The sequence below is a fragment of the Thermoanaerobacterium aotearoense genome (genome assembly GCF_009905255.1).
GTDB lineage: Bacteria > Bacillota > Thermoanaerobacteria > Thermoanaerobacterales > Thermoanaerobacteraceae > Thermoanaerobacterium > Thermoanaerobacterium aotearoense.
On the sequence record NZ_CP047602.1, the window covers coordinates 1,537,501 to 1,555,660 of the forward strand.

Sequence of the window (18,160 nt, forward strand, 5' to 3'; positions counted from 1 at the left end):
ATTATGAGCCTGGGGGAATCGTTGATGTATATGATCATAAGAAAAACTTCATCGGGCGAGGATACATAAATCTTAAATCCATGATAACTGTAAGGCTTCTCACATACGAAAAAGATGAGTTAATAAATGAGGATTTTTTTAAAAAAAGAATTTTAAGAGCATGGGAATACAGGAAAAGGATTATGGATAATTTGAATTCGTGCAGGGTAATTTTTGGAGAAGCTGATTTTTTGCCAGCTCTTATTGTTGACAAATTCGGCGATTATTTAGTTGTTCAAACACTTTCGCTTGGAATGGAAAAGTACAAAACTTTAATAGTAAATATACTTCTTGAATTATTAAAACCTAAAGGCATATATGAGAGAAATGATGTATCTGTGCGAATGCTGGAAGGATTGCCTGAAACGAAAGGGTTTTTATATGGCAATTTCGATACAATTCAACAATTTGAAGAAAATGGTGTTAAGTTTTGGGTTGACATAGAGAACGGTCAAAAAACCGGTTATTTTTTAGACCAAAAAGAAAATAGAGCAGCAATAAAAAAATATGTAAAAGATGCTGATGTATTAGATTGTTTTAGCCACACTGGCTCTTTTTCAGTACATGCATTACATTACGGTGCTAAAAGCGTCGAAACTGTAGATATATCAGAATCAGCATTAGACATGGCAAAAAAGAACGTAGCTCTAAACGGATACTTGGATAGGTGCCACTTTACGTGTGAAAATGCATTTGACCTGTTAAAAAAATACGATGAGGAAAATAAACAATTTGACGTAATAATACTTGACCCACCTGCATTTACTAAAAACAGAGAGACAGTAAAAGATGCCATAAGAGGATATAAAGAAATAAATTTAAGAGCAATGAAGATCTTGAAAAAGGGTGGGTTCCTCATTACTTGTTCTTGCTCACAGCACATAAGTCCAGATGCGTTTCTAAACATAATTAAAGAAGCTGCACACGACACACGTAAGAATACAAGGCTAATAGAAAAAAGAACACAATCAAAAGATCATCCTATACTGTTGGCGTCCAGTGAAACTGAATATCTAAAGTGTCTAATATTGCAAGTGTTTTAGTTTAAATAAGAAGCTTTTCGCTTCTTATTTAAATTTTCTGCTTCCAGGTTTGTATATAGGCAATCCCTTTTCACATAGTGGACATTTTTCGCTTTCATACGACACTACATCAATTGATATTATAGATTCAAATTTTACTCCAAAATTGACTTTCCCATTGCTCCTATCGACGATGCTTGCAACACCGACAATATTTGCATTATAACTTTTTACTAGGTCAATGACTTCTTTTACAGAGCCCCCTGTTGTGACAACATCTTCCACTACAAGGACGCTATCTCCCTCGTTTACCTCAAATCCTCTTCTTAATTTCATTACCCCGTCTTCTCTTTCAGCAAAGATGGCTTTTGTACCCAATTGCCTCGCAACTTCATACGCAAATATAATACCACCAATGGCAGGCCCAATTACTACATCTATTTTTTCTTTAATAAATTTACTTGCTATTTCTTTTGAAAATAATTCACTGTAATTAGGATACTGAAAAATCTTGGCGCATTGGAGATATGTGTCGCTGTGCCTACCGGAAGTCAGTAGAAAATGTCCTTTATTCAATACTTTTAAATCACTTAATATTTCAAGTACCTTTTCTTTATCCATTTTGATTTTCCTTTCCTTTTAGTTTACCATAATAATTATACGTTAATAGAATTCATCAATTGATTTACATCAAATATGCTATTTCTTAACATATACTTTTTTATGCCTTCTAAAATGTCTATTGAACCGGCGGGATTGATAAAATTATAAGTTCCAACGGCTACAGCAGTGGCCCCTGCTATCATAAATTCTAAAGCATCTTCTGCAGATGAAATTCCTCCCATCCCTATCACAGGTATTGATACAGCTCTTTTAGCTTCATACACATTTTTAAGCGCTATAGGTTTTATAGCTGGTCCTGATAAACCAGCAAACACATTCTTGAAAACAGGTCGCCTTGTGTTTATGTCTATAGCCATTCCAGTAACTGTATTTATAAGAGAAATTGCATCAGCACCACCATCTTCTGCTGCTTTAGCATAAATCTTTATGTCAGTTACATTTGGAGTCAATTTTACAATTACTGTTTTGTTTGATGCTTGTTTTACTTTTTTAGTTATCGCATATACACTGTTGGGATCTACTCCAAACGACATCCCTCCTTCTTTTACATTTGGGCATGAAACATTGATCTCTAATGCATCTACACCGTCTATATTAAGTTTTTGGGCTAATGATACAAATTCTTCTATTGTCTCTCCTGCTATATTTGCGATCACTTTAGTATTAAACCTATTTAAAAATGGCAATTCATCTTTTATGAATGCATCGACACCTGGATTTTGCAGCCCAACGCTATTTAAAATTCCTGATGGCGTTTCGTATATACGCGGTGGAGGATTTCCTTCTTTTGGATACAATGTAAGCCCCTTTACCATTATTCCTCCTAAATCATCTAAATCGATATAATGTGAATACTCTCTCCCAAAGCCAAATGTGCCAGATGCCACAAGAACTGGATTTTTAAGTTCAAGGTTTCCTATATTGACTTTCAGATTCAAAATACTACCTCCCTTGACCAAAATACAGGACCATCCTTACAGACTTTTTTATATTGAAATCCAGAATCAGTTTTTGTTTTACAGGCACATACCATACACGCACCAATTCCACAACCCATATGTTCTTCAATAGAGATTTGACAAGGCACATCGTACTTTTCAGCCATGTCTTTTACAGATTTAAGCATTTGCATTGGGCCACATCCATAAATCATATCAATATCCTTTATTTCATCTTTCATTGCATCGGTAACATACCCTTTAATACCGGTATTCCCATCTTCAGTCGCAATAACGACATCACCATATTTTTTAAATTCATCCACAAGAAATACATCGCTTTTAAAACCAAGAGCAATCTTTAGATTTTTCGATTTCAATTTTTTTGAAAGAAATAGTAGTGGTGGTATCCCTATGCCACCACCAACGATGAGAATATTGTTGAATTTATCAAACATATCAAATCCATGACCATGAGGACCAGTTACCTCTAATGTATCTAAAGCTTTAACCTTCGAAAGATTATAAGTGCCTTTTCCTTTTATCCGATAAACAATTGTGATTTCATCTGCATCATGATCGCATATGCTAAATGGCCTCTTTAATAATGTATTGCCACCGCAATTTATCATGATAAATTGCCCTGGCGTAGGAATCCCATCAAATTCTAATCTAAGTCTGTATATTCCATTGCTAATTTCTCTATTTTCTCTAACAACGTATCTCATATTTCACCTCAACACGCAACATATCTTCTTTTTAAAAACGCATTATTAATCATCCCCATCATCAGAAGAACTTCAGCACGTGCAGCTTGAGCATACTCATATTCAGAATAAACATCTTTCCAGTATTGACTTTTATAAGCAAAGATAACTTTTCTCGATGAGTTAACTATAGCACCTAAGTTGTTTTCGTCAAAACAATTAATGACGTCTTCTGCAGTAGCACCCTGTGCTCCATATCCAGGCACCAAAAAGATAGCAGATGGCATTATTTTTCTCAGTATTTTGGCCTCCTCTTTATACGTAGCTCCAACAACTGCACCTATAGAACTATATCCTAAACTGCCTTTGGCCAGTTTTGAAATCTTATCAACCATGTATGCCACATTTTCATACACAGTGCCATTCATAGTTTTTAAATTTTGAATTGTACCAGAACCAACATTGGAAGTTTTCACAAGAATAAACAGTCCTTTATCGTATTCTATTACGTCATGTATATATGGTGTCATGGTATCTTCTCCCATGTATGGATTGATTGTAATTGCGTCAATAGATGGATTCTGCAAATATGCTTTCGAATACATCTCTGCTACGTCTGCTATATCACCTCTTTTTACATCTGCTATAACTATAAGCCCTTTTTCTTTGGCATATTCAGCAGTTTTATAAAAAGCTTCTATTCCATCTGCTCCATAAACTTCGTAAAAGGCAATTTGAATCTTTACCGCTGGTACTACATCAAATACAGCATCAATAATGCCTTTATTAAAATTATACATCGCTTCAGATATTCCTTTTGTATTGTTCCCGTACTTATTAAAGGCCGCTTTCTTTATGAATTCTGGAATGCTTTCAATTCTTGGATCCAAACCGACAACCGTGGGATTATTTTTGAATTTTATTGCATGTATCAAATTATCCGAAAACATATTAACACCTCTTATAAATATTTATTCATATCAATGTATAATTATTCTATATATATTATACATTACTTACTCGATAATTGCCATCATTTTTAAATTTTATTTCTCCATTTACAATCGTATATTCCACCACTCCGTACAATTTTTGTCCATTAAATGGTGAATTTTTGCCTTTTGATTTAAAATTGTCTACATCGACTGTATATTCTTTGCCTAAATCTACTATTGTCATATCTGCATCATTCCCTATCTTAAAGCCATGGGTTAATTTTAATAGTTTCGAAGGTACTATTGACATGCGTTTTACCAAATCGTCTATCGCAATCAATCCATTTTTAACAAGGTACGTATACACTACAGAAAAGGCGATTTCGATTCCTGATATCCCAAAAGCCGCTATCTCATAAGGAACTTTTTTATCATCTTTCGTATGTGGAGCATGATCTGTTGCAATAACATCTATGGTGCCATCTTTTAATCCCTCTATAAGAGCATCTACATCCTCTTTTGTCCTTAATGGAGGATAAGCCTTTGTATTCGTGTCAAAGCCATCAACCATATCTTCAGTAAGGCATAGATTGTGTGGTGTTACTTCTGCCGTTATATCTACTCCGTCCGCCTTAGCTCTTCTTATCAATTCAACACTATCCTTTGTTGATACATGTGCTACATGAAGTTTTGCTCCAGTAGATTTCGCCAATATAATATTTCGCGCCAACATTACCTCTTCCGCTTCATGTGGTATTCCCCGTAAACCAATTTTTGTTGAAATTATCCCGTTATTCATCACACCTTCACCACTTAACATCTTATCTTCGCAGTGAGTTATCATAAGCAAACCGTACATATTTCCATAAGTCATTATTCTTTTCATGAGCCCTGAATTCATTATTGGGAATCCATCATCAGATAAAGCCACTATTCCCACATCTTTCAATTTCGCCATCTCTGAAATCTCCTCGCCCAGCATGCCTTTAGTCATAGCACCTATCGGAATTACTTTACAATACCCTTCTTTTTCAGCAATACTTTTTATATATTCCACGACAATTTCATTATCTATGACAGGATTTGTATTTGGCATACATGCAACAGTTGTATACCCACCAGCAACAGCAGCATGTGTACCTGTTTTTATCGTTTCTTTTTCTTCAAAGCCAGGCTGCCTCAAATGTGTGTGCATATCAATAAATCCTGGAAATACATGTTTCCCTTTTGCATCAATTGAAATTGCATCATTCAGTGATATTCTTTTTTCTATCCCTTTTATCTTCCCATTCTCTATTAAGATATCTGCTTTTTCATTAAATCTTTCTCCATCTATTACTATCCCATCTTTAATAACTAATTTCATTTGATTTTCTCCTTTCACATAATATTTTTAATAATGCCATTCTTACAGCTACGCCATTTGTAACCTGTTCCTCAATAACTGAATATGTGGCATTAGCTGCTTTTGATGTAAGTTCCACATTTCTATTGATAGGTCCAGGATGCATTAGTATTGCATCTTTTTTTGCAAGTCCCATTCTTTCTTCTGTTATACCAAAGTACTTTGAGAATTCATCTTTTGATGGAAACAAGCCATTTTTCTGCCTTTCTAATTGAATTCTAAGTCCCATGACTACATCAACTCCATCAACAGCTTTGTCTATGTCATAATAGACTTTTGCTCCAAGCTTTTCAAAAGTCTTTGGCAATAATGTAGCAGGACCCACCAATCTAACTTCAGCACCTAATTTTTGCAACCCCCATATATTAGACCTTGCGACTCTTGAATGGACTATATCTCCAACTATTACTACTTTTAAGCCGTCAAAGAATCCTTTCTTTTCTCTTATTGTCATTAAATCCAACAAAGCCTGTGTAGGATGTTCGTTAAGACCATCACCTGCATTTATTACTGATGCATCGAGATATTTTGCCATAAGATGTGGAGCACCAGACATATTGTGACGCACTACAATTACATCTGCTTTCATTTTTTCTATCGTTCTTACTGTATCAATAAGTGATTCACCTTTTACGACGCTGCTTGTTTTGGTCTCTATGTTTCCAAAATGCGCTCCAAGGTATTTTGCCGCCATTTCAAATGACAATCTTGTCCTTGTGCTTGGCTCAAAAAATATCGTAACGACTGTCTTTCCTCTCAAAATATCAGAATCTTTATTACCAACTAAGATTTTCTTCATTTCTCCTGCCGTATCCAGTATTTCTAAAAGATCTTCTTTTGACATTTCCCTTATGCCTAACACATCTTTTCCTATCATTTTTAACCATCCTTTCTTTTTTATTAAAAAATAGAGCAGCAACCATTTTTACATTTTAAAATGGCTCTGCTCTTAAATATAAGATTTTTGAATATTTTTTGAATCTTATGAATTCTAAAATAACCATAAAAAATCTCCCTTCTTTCTTAAAGTGGGAGAACCGCAATTCTCCCTTATCAGTCTCGCTGGACTAATTTAAAGGTTGTTATTCTATTATTACGACTTTATTTACATTATCAATTTCCTCAAGCATGACACTTACAATTTCGCTTTTCGATGTAGGCACATTTTTCCCTACATAATCAGGACGTATAGGAAGTTCCCTATGCCCTCTATCAATGAGTTCTGCCAACTGTATCGACTTAGGTCTCCCTAAATCTATAACAGCATCCATAGCAGCCCTTACAGTTCTTCCTGTATATATTACATCATCCACCAAAACAACAATTTTCCCGACGACATTTACTCCTATATCCCTTTTTTTTACAATTGGCTGCTCTAACTTCGTAGTTAAATCATCTCTATATAAAGTAATATCCAGTGAACCTATAGGAGGCCTTATGCCTTCAATGCGTTCAATGTACTTGGCAAGTCTATTTGCAAGAGGCACACCCCTGCGCATAATGCCAACCAATACAATATCTTCAATGCCTTTATTCTTTTCTACAATCTCATGTGAAATTCGAATTAAAGCTCTATCAATTGCCTTTTCGTCCATTATCTCAGCTTTATAATTCAAATCTTATACCTCCACAAAAAACTTCTCGACAAAGCAAGAAGTCATCACCTATTTCAACTCCTTGCCAGCCTCACAGGACCAGTTAAAGGATGCTCAATCTTTCTTTTAAAATATGATACCACAATATTTTATGTTTGTCTATAGGTTTTTAAAAATTACTCATGTATAAATTAAAATCAATTGAAAAAGCAAATCAGTCATCATTTGAAAACTTACGTATATCGTTTAATATATCTAAAATTTCTTGACTATAAAAATCTGTAGAGCTGACATAACCCCAGCCTTTAACCATTTGATATATGCCATCATAGACCAAGTCATTGTATGAACATATAGCATGAGGAATATTTCGATCAGTAAGTATACTGTCTAAAAGGCCTGCTTCTATCTCACTTTCTAACGTGGCTATCTTTTTAAAATTACTGTTATTCCCCATATGTCCGCCTCCTAATAAAATCATGTTCCATGTATTTATATTTTACCACACTGCATTTATGTAGAACATAAAAATTATTTATGCTAATATAGATATATACAAAAATTTTCAAAGGATGTGCTTACTATGAAAGAAGGAAAAGTGCCAACAGACATTTTATCAAAACTCGTATACACGAACTTAGGCGTAAAGAGAGACGAAGTAGTTGTACATGCAGGTATAGGAGAAGATTGCAGCATTATTGAATTTGGCCAGTATGCGGCTGTCTTGTCTACAGATCCCATAACAGCCTCAAATAACTTAAGCGGATATTTATCTGTAATCATTTCCTGCAATGACATTGCATCATGCGGTGCAAAACCTATAGGCGTACTTGAAACCATTTTGCTACCAATAGATTCTGATGAAAAATCATTGTACAAAATCATGCAGGAAATAGATAGAGGAGCCAAAGAGCTTAACATTGAGGTTCTTGGCGGCCATAGCGAAGTTACATCTTCTGTAAACAAACCAGTAATATCGACTACTGCCATCGGTATATGCAGCAAAGACAAATTCATTAAGACAAGCGGTGCTAAATTAAATGATGACGTAATAGTCACCAAATCAGTAGGTATTGAAGGAACCTTAATAATCGCCAACGATTACTATGGAAAGCTATCAAATCATATTTCTGAATCTGTTTTAAATAGAGCGAAAAACTTTATTAAAGATTTAAGCGTAGTAAAAGAGGGATTAATTGCGGCCGAGTGTGGTGCAAATTGTATGCATGACATAACGGAGGGCGGAATACTCGGTGCAGCCTTTGAAATCGCAGAAGCATCAAATGTAGGAATTGAAATTTTCAGCGATTTAATTCCTGTAAGAAATGAAACTAAGATTATCTGCGATTATTTTAACTTAGATCCATTTAAACTTATCTCAAGCGGCTCAATGATTATTACATCATCAAACGGCAAAAAAATAGTAGATGAATTGAAAAAGCAAAATATCGATGCGACAATAGTCGGTAAAATTACAAAATACGGAAAATATCTTATAGATGGCAACAAAAAAATAGAAATAAATTCGCCAGCTTCTGATGAAATATATAAAATTTCATAAGAGCCGTACAAACGGGTTTCTAAGCTTTTCATCCTTAATTGTGGTCATATCGCCATGCCCCGGAAAAACTAAAGTCGTATCAGGCAGCATAAACAATTTATTTTTAATTGAATTTATGATTTCATTGAAATCGCCACCTGGTAAATCCGTTCGGCCTATAGATTCTTTAAAAAGCGTATCTCCCGTAAAGCAGACATCTTCGATTTTATAACATACTCCACCAGGCGTATGTCCCGGGGTATAAATGGTTGTTATAATAATGTCTCCTCCAAATGATAAATTATCACCATCCATTAGCAAAATATCAGCATCTTTTGATATTATTTTTTCAAAGCCAAACTCAGACAAATTCATCGCTGGGTTTGTCAGCATTGCTGCATCATCGATAGAAACGCAAACTTTTGCCCCAAATTTGTCTCTAAAATAATCAACGCCTCCAATATGATCAAAATGCCCATGAGTTATCAATATATATTTCAAGCTAAAATCATTATCTACCAAATAACTTTCTATTTCAAATGCAAAATCGCCAGGATCTATCATTACACATTCATGACTACCCTTTGCAGATACTATATAACAGTTAGCTTGTAAACGCCCTAATGAAAATTTTTTAATATCTAAATCGTTTCTCATACTGCACTCACCTTAAAAGACCTTTTTTGAATCTAAAAGTATCGTTACTGGTCCATCGTTTATCAAAGAAACCTGCATCATAGCTCCAAATTTTCCCGTTTTAACAGGAAGTCCCGTTTCACTTAATTTATTGCACAACATATCAAAAAGGTACAATGCTTTTTCTGATTTGGCAGCATTCATATAATTAGGTCTTCGCCCTTTTCTCACATCCCCGAGAAGTGTAAATTGCGACACTAATAAAATTTCCCCACCAACATCAATTATAGAAAGGTTCATCTTACCTTCTTCGTCATCAAAAATCCTTAAGTTGGCGATCTTATCGGATATATATTCTACATCTTCTAAATCATCATCATTTGAAATACCTACCAATACTACAAGTCCTTTGCCAATTTCTCCTACTATATTGTCTTCAACTGTGACATTTCCTTGCAAAGCTCTTTGAACAACAGCTCTCATGTTTTAATACCTCCAATGCTGCATTTTTGTCACGCGTAAATTTTATGCACTTATTCTGTATACATCCGTCACACCATCAAGAGCTTTCAACTTATTCATAATTTTTTCAAGCTGCTCTTTCGATGTAATCTCTAAAGTCAAATTGATTATTGCAATATTGTCCTTTGTTGTTCTCGCATTTACAGCTCTTACAGAGATTTTTATATCAGCCAATATGCTGGTTACATCTGTTAAAAGCCCGTACCTGTCAACAGCCATAATTTGAATATCTGCTTGATACGCAATATTTTTGCCTTGATCCCATTCTACTTCTATAATTCTGTTTTTATCGTAAACATAATCCTTTATATTCGGACAATCTTTTCTGTGTATTGAAACTCCACGGCCTTTTGTGACATAACCTACTATTTCATCGCCAGGAACAGGAGAACAGCATTTTGAAAATCTAACCATGACATTATCTTCGCCTTTTACAACGACGCCCATTCCACCAATCTTTTGCTTTTTCTTTGCTTCCAATACAGTAGGAATATGCCTTTTAGACTCACTTTCTATTTGCTTTAATTCTTCCTTTATGCGGGGTATTATCTGATTTAAAGCAAGTCCACCAAAACCAATCGCCGCATACAAATCTTCTTCAGAATGCATGTTTAGCTTTTTTAATACAGACTCCATTATATCGCTTTTTAATTGGGATTGCTGTATCCCTTGTCTTTTTAACTCTCTGTAAAAAATCTCTTGTCCTCGTTCGATATTTTCTTCTCTTTTTTCTTTTTTAAACCATTGCCGTATTTTATTTTTTGCTTGTGAACTTTTTACAATCTGAAGCCAATCTCTACTGGGTCCCCTGTCAGCATTTGTCGTTGTAAGAATCTCAACTATATCACCATTTTTAAGCTCATAATCTATCGGAACGATCTTTCCATTTACTTTAGCACCGTTTAATCTGTGGCCTATTTCAGTATGAATGCTATACGCAAAATCAATAGGTGTAGAACCTGCTGGAAGACTTATGACATCGCCTTTAGGAGTAAAAACGTAAACTTCATCTGTAAACAAATCTATTTTTAAGGTCTCCATGAATTCTTTAGCGTCTTTTAGCTCTCTTTGCCACTCCAAAAGTTGTCGCAGCCATGAAAGCTTAGCGTCAAACTCATCTTCGTAAGATTTGCCTTCTTTATATTTCCAGTGAGCTGCGATTCCGTATTCTGCTGTTCTGTGCATATCCCAAGTTCGAATTTGTATTTCAAAAGGTTCGCCTTTCGGTCCAATTACAGTAGTGTGAAGAGACTGGTACATATTTGGCTTCGGCATAGCAATATAATCTTTAAATCTGCCAGGCATTGGTTTCCACAAAGTGTGGACAACGCCTAATGTGCCATAACAATCTTTCACAGTATTGACAATTACTCTGACAGCCATTAAATCGTAAATCTGCTCAAAAGTCTTGTTTTGCTGCTTCATTTTTTTATAAATACTGTAAAAATGCTTAGGCCTTCCATCAACATCGGCTTTTATTCCTATTTCATTCAATTTTTCCTTCAATTTTTCGATAAGTTCCTTTATGGATTCTTCTCTCTCTTTCCTTTTCTTTGCAACCTTTTCAACGAGGCTATAATATTCATCAGGATGAAGGTATCTCAATGATAAATCCTCCAACTCCCATTTTATCATTGACATACCTAACCTATGCGCAATAGGAGCGTAAATTTCCAGTGTTTCTTGCGCTTTCTCTTTTTGTTTCTCTTCGCTTAAAAATTTAAGAGTACGCATATTGTGAAGGCGATCGGCAAGCTTTATCATTATGACTCGTATGTCTTTAGCCATAGCAATAAGCATTTTGCGCATATTTTCAGCTTGCTGCTCTACTTTCGACTTGTACTCTATCATTCCAAGCTTTGTCACACCATCTACTAAATCAGCAATTTCTTGACCAAATTCATTTTTTATGTCTTCATAAGTAATAGATGTATCTTCTATTACATCATGAAGGAGTCCACTGGCAATAGTAGATACATCAAGTTCCAGATCAGCAAGTATCATCGCAACTTCTACAGGATGGACAATATACGGTTCTCCGGAATTTCTGTATTGGCCTTTATGAGCTTTTACCGCATAATCATAAGCTTTTAATATTAAATTAATATCATTTTCAGACTGATCGTATTTCTTGACCCTCTCAATAATTTTTTCAATCATTATTAATGATCACCTTTTTAAAACCGACATTTTAAAACTTTATCAATGAAATGACATCATAGCCTTCTAACTTTTTGCGTCCATTTAAAAAAGTCAATTCTGTCAAAAATAATATACAATCAACGATACCGCCTAATTCTTCAATCAACTTCGCTGCGGCATATATTGTGCCACCAGTTGCCAATAAATCATCGACGATAATGACTCTTTGTCCTTTATTAATAGCATCTTTGTGTATCTCCAAAGAATCCATACCATACTCAAGTTCATATTGGTAATTGACAGTTTCAGCAGGTAGTTTCCCCGGTTTCCTTACAGGCACAAATCCTAATCCCGTTTTATATGCCAGTGGTGCTCCAAACAAAAAACCTCTGGCCTCTGGACCTGCAATCAAATCAGCATTCCTGTCTTTTATGGCATCAGCTAACATATCTATTGAGAACACAAACGCATCTTTATCCTTTAAAACAGGTGTTATGTCTTTAAAACCAATTCCTTCCTTCGGAAAATCCGGTATCTCCCTTATCAGTGATTTAACATCTTCTAATGTCATGCTGTTTCCTCCTTAACATTCTTTTTCAATATTTGAAAAGCAAATTTTATAAAACTTTTTTCCGCCATGTACAGCTTCTTTAATAACTGATGATCTTTAATATCCACTTTTGAATCGACGCTATTTCTCCTTAACACAAAAATATTATCACTTTCTTCTATATTTATCAATCCATTGTCTTTAAGAATTTTTAAACATATCATTGACTTTATAGAATTCAAATTAAAATAATCGTAGATTTGATCTCTCAATAACAACGTATCTGAATTTTCTTTTATGCTTAAAAATACTTTAGCAAAATCACTCCTTCTCGGCACAATATTGCAGATATCATTTAAACTGCTTTTTAAGTCTTTCTTTCCAAATAAAAGGTGTACAACACTTCCTCTGTTGTTTGCTAATATATTATAAAACATTTTTGAATCAAATGGTATATCGTAGAAAACTATATTTTTATATTTTGAAAGCAACTGCATAATTTCATCAGCATTAACGCACCATAAAACTGCATTTTTTGCATCGACAATTTTATTGCTTAACTTAAAATTATAATAGTTGCAAGCATTAAGATAATTAATAATCTCTTTTATGTGGTATCGAGTATTTATTATGACTGCTGTGCTATCATCATTTTTAAACAATTTTAAAACATAAGATCTTTTATCATCGATATTTCGCGCATCAATAAAATTATAGCTTTCTAATCCTCGGAAATCATCATTAAAACCTATTAAAGTATTGTATAAATTTCTGAAAAATAATACATTTTTCTCTTTCACTAAAACATCTTTAGCTATTATCTCAAGCTTCTTCTCTCCATTCCATTCATTTATCTTGGCAAAACCTGCAATGTCTAAAACCGCTCCTGCGCTAATCTTATCAAATTCGCAAGCCCTATTGAATAAAACGATGTTGTACATCGCGTCATTTTTCTCAGCCATTATTCGAACGTGTTTGTTATCTCCAAAGAGGAAGATTTGTTTTGCAACCAAATTTTTAATAACATACATTGGCATAGGATTTCCACTGCCAAAAGGCTCTAACAAACTTATTTGATTTGCTCCTTCAAGATCCAGTACATCATCAATAGAAGTTTCTACCTCGATTATCGGCATCATATCAAAAGAAGTTAATTTTGTCTTGGCATATTCATTGATTTTAAGCTTAAAATCATCTATTTTACTGCTATCTATAGTCAAGCCTGCAGCCATTTCATGTCCGCCAAAGTTAATCAAACAATCACCAGCATATTTTATTGCCTCGTATATATTAAATCCTTTTATGCTTCTTCCTGAACCCTTACCAAAACCATCACTGAGACTTATTAAAATAGACGGTCTATGATAGCTTTCTGTTATCCTTGAAGAAACTATGCCAATTACACCAGGATGCCAATTTTCACTATAAAGGACAATGACCTTTTCTTTTTCTAAGTCCACATCATTTTCAACCTTCATGATAGCTTCTTCTAATATCTTTTTCTCGATTTCCTGCCTTTTCGCATTCTCGCTGTTTAAATAGGCTGCTATTCTGTCAGCTTCTACAGGATTATCTGTCACCAACAAATTCACACACAATACGGCACTTTCCAACCTTCCTGCAGCATTTAGCCTGGGGGCCAATATAAACCCAACATGGTATGTATCTATATCTTTTTCATTAAGGCCAACAGAATTTATTAAAGCCCTTAATCCTTTGTTTTTTGTGTGTCTCATCATCTTTAATCCTTCTTTTACGATCACACGATTCTCTCCAGTAAGCGGCACTATATCTGCCACAGTGCCTAAAGCAACTATATCAAGAAATTCCAATGCTTCATCCCCTAAGAGTGCCAAACAAAGCTTAAAAGTAACTCCAACTCCTGCTAATTCTATATATGGATATGTACAATCTTTAATGTGTGGATTTACGATACAATTAGCCTCCGGCAATACATCCGGAACCTGATGATGGTCTGTGACAATAATATCAAGTCCAAGGTTTCTGGCATACTGCACTTCCTTTAATGACGCTATCCCACAATCGACGGTTATAATAAGCTTCGTTCCAGAATCGCACAATGTTTTAACAGCATCCATGTTTATTCCATAACCTTCTAAGAGGCGATCCGGTATGTAAAAATCTACATTGGCACCAAGCCTTTTTAATGTCATATATAAAATTGAAGTGCTGGTTATGCCATCCACATCGTAATCACCATATATTGTTATTTTGTTATTTAATCCGACATGATATTTTATGATTGAAACCGCTTTTTCTATTCCTTCTAACAAGTAAGGGTTATTAAGCGCGTTTAATGTTGGGTTTAAATATTCATAAACTTTTTCCAAATCATCATATCCTCTATTGACGATGGTTTGTGCAACATAAGTTTTTAAATTAAATTTGATTGCAATTTCCTGCACCAATTTGTCATCTTTGATTTTTTTAGATACCCAGTTGTAGATCATAATATTCCGTTACCTCACAAAACACATTATTTTCGCTTCTTCTCTATAAAAAGTATGTAATAGACGATTGCCATACATAATATGAAGGATATTAAATATCCAATCAATCCTACCGCATTATAACCATATATTTTATACCCACCGTTTAAAGACATTATAAGTGATGAACCTATTATAAGCGACGCAGCTATAATGCTTATGATCATTTTGTTTATCATTGAATTAAGGTCGTACTTCATCTTTTCAGTTTCTTCAATGTCCAATTTTACTCTTACATTGTCTTTTAATATCTTTGAAATTATACCCTGAAGCTTTGATGGAAGCTTTTTTAGATGAACGTATATTTTGTGAAGATCTTTCGCATTTTCACTTAGCGTTTTGGCAAAATTGAAATTGCTTATGTATATCTTTTTTACAAAGTCTTTCGCAATGTCAGAGATGCTGAAGTCAGGATCTAATTCTTTGCCAACTCCTTCGATGGTAGCCAATGACTTAAGCAACAGTGTAAATTCTGCAGGCATGATCAATTTGTACTTGTAGATGATTGCAGTTATCTTTTTAGCAGAATCATTTATGTTTATGTTTTTAAGCGGAGTGTTGTAAAAATAGCTTATGATTCCGCTAAGATCGTACTTCAAATGTCTTATATTCACTCCATCTCTTATAGCATCCATATCTGTTAAAATCGAAACAACTTCATCTGTATCATTGTCAACAAAAGCTTTAAAAAGTTCTACTATCATCTCGCGATTTGATCTGTCTATATATCCTACAATGCCAAAGTCTATGTATGACAGCTTGCCATCCCTTCTTATTAGAATATTGCCTGGATGCGGGTCACCATGAAAGAATCCATAGACGAATATCTGCATGAATATAGACATAGCACCGTTGTATGCAATTTTCTTTAAATCAAAGCCACTATGGCGCAATTTCTCTTTGTTTTTAACGCTGATTCCGTCAATGTACTCCATTGTTAAAACCTTTTTTGTCGTGTATTCCCAATGTATTTTTGGTATATAGACATACGGTTCATTAATAAAATTTTCTCTAAACTTGTCTGCATTGTTTCCTTCTAATGTGTAATCTAATTCATTCAAAAGCGATTCTGACAGTTCATTGACGACATCCAAAAAATCAACAGGTGAATCAGTAAGGCGCTCGTTTAATATCTTTGCAATCGTCTTTAATATGATAATATCCGCCGTTATCTTCTCGTAGACACCAGGCCTTTGGACTTTGACTACAACGTCATTTCCTTCCCTCGTAACCGCTTTGTACACTTGCCCAATAGATGCCGATGCTATCGGCTCTTTATCAAATGACAAAAATAGATTAGAAATTTCATCTCCCAATTCATCTTCAACGATTTGGCGCATTGTATCAAACTCTACAGGTGGAACATCATCTTGAAGCTTTGATAACTCATTAATAACATCATGTGGAAGCAAATCGGGTCTTGTGCTTAATAGCTGTCCCATCTTGACGAATGTAGGCCCTAATTCCTCCAAAGTGATTCGAATCCTTTCAGATAAAGCGATCGGCAAATCGTTCTTCCGTATGTAAACAAACGGTATGCTCTTTTTCTTTGACAATACTTCGCTGATAAAACCAAAACCGTTTTTTGTAAGTATTTTTAGTATCTCCCTATACCTTTTTATATACTTTCTCGTTGAAAAAATACTAAACAGATTCATTTCAACACCTCAATAAAAATATAGCGGCAATATACTTAAAAGTATTATGCCACTAATTAAGAAATTTACATATTTTGATTGTTTTGCATAAGCTGATCTAACTTGCTTTCCAGTTCGGCTATCCTCGCCAGCAAAAGATTGTATTCTTCTCTCGTCACCAAATTCGCTTCCTTAGCCAATTGCTGAATGTTCTCATAAGCCTTTTCTTTAATGACCTGCTTCTGTTTGTTTACAGAATTCAATGCACTGTTTATGAAGTTATTTTTATCTTCTGCCGTAAGTTCGCCGCGCTTTACAAGCTCTTGAGCGATCTCTTCTATCTTATCTTTCGTCAGTGAAACAGCACCAAGCCCTGCAAGAAACATCTCCTTAAGCATGTAATCACCTCCTATCATGCTTTTTGAGGTCTATTTCCTACCTTGTTTCCAACACTATTTTTTCCTTCTTTATCCTTAAATATAACCCAAAGTGGGCTTGCAATAAAAATTGAAGAATACGCACCACTTGTTATACCAATTAACAATGGTAAAGCGAAGCTTTTTATAGATGAAGGTCCAAAGAAATACATGAGGACAAGCATAATCAAAACTGTCATGACAGTATTTATAGACCGTGTCATCGTCTCATTCACACTGACATTTGCTATTTCTTTGTAGCTGGCCTTTCTCATCAACTTAATGTTATCCCTTATCCTATCAAATATGACAATCGTATCATTTATAGAATAACCAAAAACAGTAAGTATAGCTGCTACAAAAGGTGTGTCTACAACAATTCTAAGCAACGCATAAGCTGAAATCATTATTAGAATATCATGTATCAACGCTAAAACAGCAGCAGCACCCATCTCAAAATTAAACCTAAAGCCAATGTAAATAAGTATTAAAAGAGCAGCTACCGCAGATGCCAAAATCGTCCCAAACTGCATCTCTTTTCCTATAGATGCGCTGACATTCTGTGATGACACAAGGTCTTTAACAGTAAGTTTGTACTTAGACTCTATGGCATTTATAACTGCAGTCCTTGTCTTATCGTCAAGGCTCGGCGTTGTTATTGAAACATGCGTGTTATTAGGCCCAATAGCTTTTACCTGCGAATCTTTAACCCCATTGCTTTTTAATATACTTGTGATTTCATTATTCAGAGCAATTGTCACAGGTTTATGCATATTGAATTCAACTACAGTACCACCTGTAAAGTCAAGTCCCCAATTTAAACCCATTGTAAACAAAGCAATAAGCCCTGCCAATATTATTATGCCTGATATAGTAAACCAGACTTTGGTTTTTCCTATGACATCTATATTCCACTTTATGTTATTCCATCTCATAGTTTTC

General features: G+C 34.6%; 18 protein-coding genes (1 of these 18 cut by a window edge). 2 read left to right on the forward strand and 16 right to left on the reverse strand.

Annotation, left to right across the window (positions count from 1 at the left end; genetic code table 11):
* On the forward strand, positions 1 to 1,082 hold the 3' portion of the coding sequence (locus tag GSH73_RS07755; RefSeq protein ID WP_014758580.1) for a class I SAM-dependent rRNA methyltransferase. It extends 94 nt beyond the left edge of the window; 1,082 of the gene's 1,176 nt are visible here — the last part of the coding sequence; its start codon lies beyond the left edge, outside the window; its stop codon occupies positions 1,080 to 1,082.
* 24 nt (positions 1,083 to 1,106) lie between these two features.
* On the opposite strand, the gene pyrE is transcribed toward GSH73_RS07755, so the two are convergent.
* The 8 genes from pyrE to GSH73_RS07795 form a co-directional block, all read right to left on the reverse strand.
* Positions 1,107 to 1,682 carry an orotate phosphoribosyltransferase gene (pyrE, locus tag GSH73_RS07760; RefSeq protein ID WP_014758579.1) on the reverse strand — a complete coding sequence of 192 codons (576 nt, stop codon included), beginning with the start codon at positions 1,680 to 1,682 and terminating at the stop codon, positions 1,107 to 1,109.
* 35 nt (positions 1,683 to 1,717) lie between these two features.
* On the reverse strand, positions 1,718 to 2,623 hold the full coding sequence (locus tag GSH73_RS07765; protein ID WP_014758578.1) for a dihydroorotate dehydrogenase: 906 nt from the start codon (positions 2,621 to 2,623) through the stop codon (positions 1,718 to 1,720).
* Complete coding sequence (locus GSH73_RS07770; RefSeq protein ID WP_014758577.1) at positions 2,620 to 3,351, reverse strand: dihydroorotate dehydrogenase electron transfer subunit; 732 nt, start codon at positions 3,349 to 3,351, stop codon at positions 2,620 to 2,622. Before GSH73_RS07770 ends, GSH73_RS07765 begins: the two co-directional genes overlap by 4 nt.
* 8 nt (positions 3,352 to 3,359) lie before the next feature.
* A complete protein-coding gene (pyrF, locus tag GSH73_RS07775; protein WP_014758576.1) occupies positions 3,360 to 4,280 on the reverse strand; it encodes an orotidine-5'-phosphate decarboxylase in 921 nt (306 codons plus the stop codon).
* A 55-nt stretch (positions 4,281 to 4,335) separates the two neighbouring features.
* Positions 4,336 to 5,631, reverse strand: a complete 1,296-nt coding sequence (locus tag GSH73_RS07780) for a dihydroorotase (RefSeq protein WP_014758575.1) — start codon at positions 5,629 to 5,631, stop codon at positions 4,336 to 4,338.
* Complete coding sequence (locus GSH73_RS07785) at positions 5,615 to 6,547, reverse strand: aspartate carbamoyltransferase catalytic subunit (RefSeq protein ID WP_014758574.1); 933 nt, start codon at positions 6,545 to 6,547, stop codon at positions 5,615 to 5,617. Before GSH73_RS07785 ends, GSH73_RS07780 begins: the two co-directional genes overlap by 17 nt.
* 205 nt (positions 6,548 to 6,752) lie before the next feature.
* A complete protein-coding gene (gene pyrR / locus GSH73_RS07790; RefSeq protein ID WP_014758573.1) occupies positions 6,753 to 7,286 on the reverse strand; it encodes a bifunctional pyr operon transcriptional regulator/uracil phosphoribosyltransferase PyrR in 534 nt (177 codons plus the stop codon).
* A gap of 193 nt (positions 7,287 to 7,479) precedes the next feature.
* Positions 7,480 to 7,722: a hypothetical protein gene (locus GSH73_RS07795; RefSeq protein ID WP_014758572.1), complete on the reverse strand. Its 243-nt coding sequence runs from the start codon at positions 7,720 to 7,722 to the stop codon at positions 7,480 to 7,482.
* A 126-nt stretch (positions 7,723 to 7,848) separates the two neighbouring features.
* Between GSH73_RS07795 and GSH73_RS07800 the strand changes: the two genes are divergently transcribed.
* The gene (locus GSH73_RS07800; RefSeq protein ID WP_014758571.1) at positions 7,849 to 8,826 is read left to right on the forward strand and encodes an AIR synthase family protein; all 978 of its coding nucleotides are present in this window, start codon (positions 7,849 to 7,851) and stop codon (positions 8,824 to 8,826) included.
* Here GSH73_RS07800 and GSH73_RS07805 read toward each other — a convergent pair.
* From GSH73_RS07805 to secF, 8 genes are all read right to left on the reverse strand, one after another.
* The gene (locus GSH73_RS07805) at positions 8,821 to 9,462 is read right to left on the reverse strand and encodes an MBL fold metallo-hydrolase (protein ID WP_014758570.1); all 642 of its coding nucleotides are present in this window, start codon (positions 9,460 to 9,462) and stop codon (positions 8,821 to 8,823) included. The two genes, GSH73_RS07800 and GSH73_RS07805, sit on opposite strands and share 6 nt — an antisense overlap.
* 12 nt (positions 9,463 to 9,474) lie before the next feature.
* Positions 9,475 to 9,924 (reverse strand): D-aminoacyl-tRNA deacylase, encoded by a 450-nt coding sequence (gene dtd, locus GSH73_RS07810; RefSeq protein ID WP_014758569.1) that lies wholly within the window; start codon positions 9,922 to 9,924, stop codon positions 9,475 to 9,477.
* 42 nt (positions 9,925 to 9,966) lie between these two features.
* On the reverse strand, positions 9,967 to 12,123 hold the full coding sequence (locus tag GSH73_RS07815) for a RelA/SpoT family protein (protein ID WP_014758568.1): 2,157 nt from the start codon (positions 12,121 to 12,123) through the stop codon (positions 9,967 to 9,969).
* A 31-nt stretch (positions 12,124 to 12,154) separates the two neighbouring features.
* Complete coding sequence (locus tag GSH73_RS07820) at positions 12,155 to 12,676, reverse strand: adenine phosphoribosyltransferase (protein ID WP_014758567.1); 522 nt, start codon at positions 12,674 to 12,676, stop codon at positions 12,155 to 12,157.
* The gene (gene recJ / locus GSH73_RS07825) at positions 12,673 to 15,126 is read right to left on the reverse strand and encodes a single-stranded-DNA-specific exonuclease RecJ (RefSeq protein WP_014758566.1); all 2,454 of its coding nucleotides are present in this window, start codon (positions 15,124 to 15,126) and stop codon (positions 12,673 to 12,675) included. The genes GSH73_RS07820 and recJ overlap by 4 nt, the downstream gene beginning before the upstream one ends.
* A 26-nt stretch (positions 15,127 to 15,152) precedes the next feature.
* Positions 15,153 to 16,823, reverse strand: coding sequence for a 2-polyprenylphenol 6-hydroxylase (gene ubiB / locus GSH73_RS07830; RefSeq protein WP_014758565.1), 1,671 nt, complete (start codon positions 16,821 to 16,823; stop codon positions 15,153 to 15,155).
* Between the two features lie 65 nt (positions 16,824 to 16,888).
* On the reverse strand, positions 16,889 to 17,200 hold the full coding sequence (locus tag GSH73_RS07835; protein ID WP_014758564.1) for a phasin family protein: 312 nt from the start codon (positions 17,198 to 17,200) through the stop codon (positions 16,889 to 16,891).
* A gap of 14 nt (positions 17,201 to 17,214) precedes the next feature.
* Positions 17,215 to 18,153: a protein translocase subunit SecF gene (gene secF, locus GSH73_RS07840; protein WP_014758563.1), complete on the reverse strand. Its 939-nt coding sequence runs from the start codon at positions 18,151 to 18,153 to the stop codon at positions 17,215 to 17,217.
* Positions 18,154 to 18,160 lie beyond the last annotated feature (7 nt).